The sequence below is a fragment of the Collinsella sp. HCP3S3_D1 genome, from assembly GCF_052064015.1.
Lineage (GTDB): Bacteria > Actinomycetota > Coriobacteriia > Coriobacteriales > Coriobacteriaceae > Collinsella.
This window is the reverse complement of the sequence record NZ_JBQHWK010000048.1, coordinates 1-569: the sequence shown is the minus strand read 5'-3', so window position 1 is coordinate 569 and position 569 is coordinate 1. Positions and strand designations below refer to the sequence as shown.

The following is a 569-nucleotide window of genomic DNA, read 5'->3' as shown; positions in this document are numbered from 1 at the left end:
GGCTCTTCGGTGGTTTCTGTGGGAGAGATTCCGGCATAGGCCCAGCTCAGCGGGCGAAAACAACGATCTGGAACTGAAACGGCCCCGGGAGGGGCCGTTTCCGCGTCATCCGCCTATGATTGCTAAGCCAAATTCAGACAACCGAAGAGGCGTGACGCATGAAGAGTCTACTACTTCTCGCCCTCGGTCTGGCCCGCACGGTCGTCCTGGGCGCGCGCATCGAGGCCGAGCGCATCGTCGTGAGCGTCCGGCCCTACAAGCGCGAGCAGCGCCGCTGCCCCGTATGCGGCAGGGCCTGCGACTTCTACGACATGGCGAACCGCGGGGCCCCCAGGCTGTGGAGGGCGATGGACCTGGCGCGCTCGGCCTGCTACCTGGAGTACGCGCCCTGCAGGGTGCGCTGCCCGGAGCACGGCGTGCGCACCGAGGCCGTCCCCTGGGCGCGGCACGGGGCGCGCTTCACGCGCGACTTCGAGGACTGGGTGGCGTGGCTGGCGGTCCGCTGCACCGCCTCGGCGGTCTCCGAGCTCGCCCGCGTCGAGTGGCACAGCGTGGGCGGCGTGTGCAGG

Annotated in this window: 1 protein-coding gene; it reads left to right on the top strand. The window is 69.4% G+C overall.

The window, feature by feature from the left end:
- Window positions 1-158 precede the first annotated feature (158 nt).
- The coding region (locus tag ACTNDJ_RS08960) for a helix-turn-helix domain-containing protein (protein WP_441083576.1) at window positions 159-569 on the top strand (411 nt) is incomplete at its 3' end.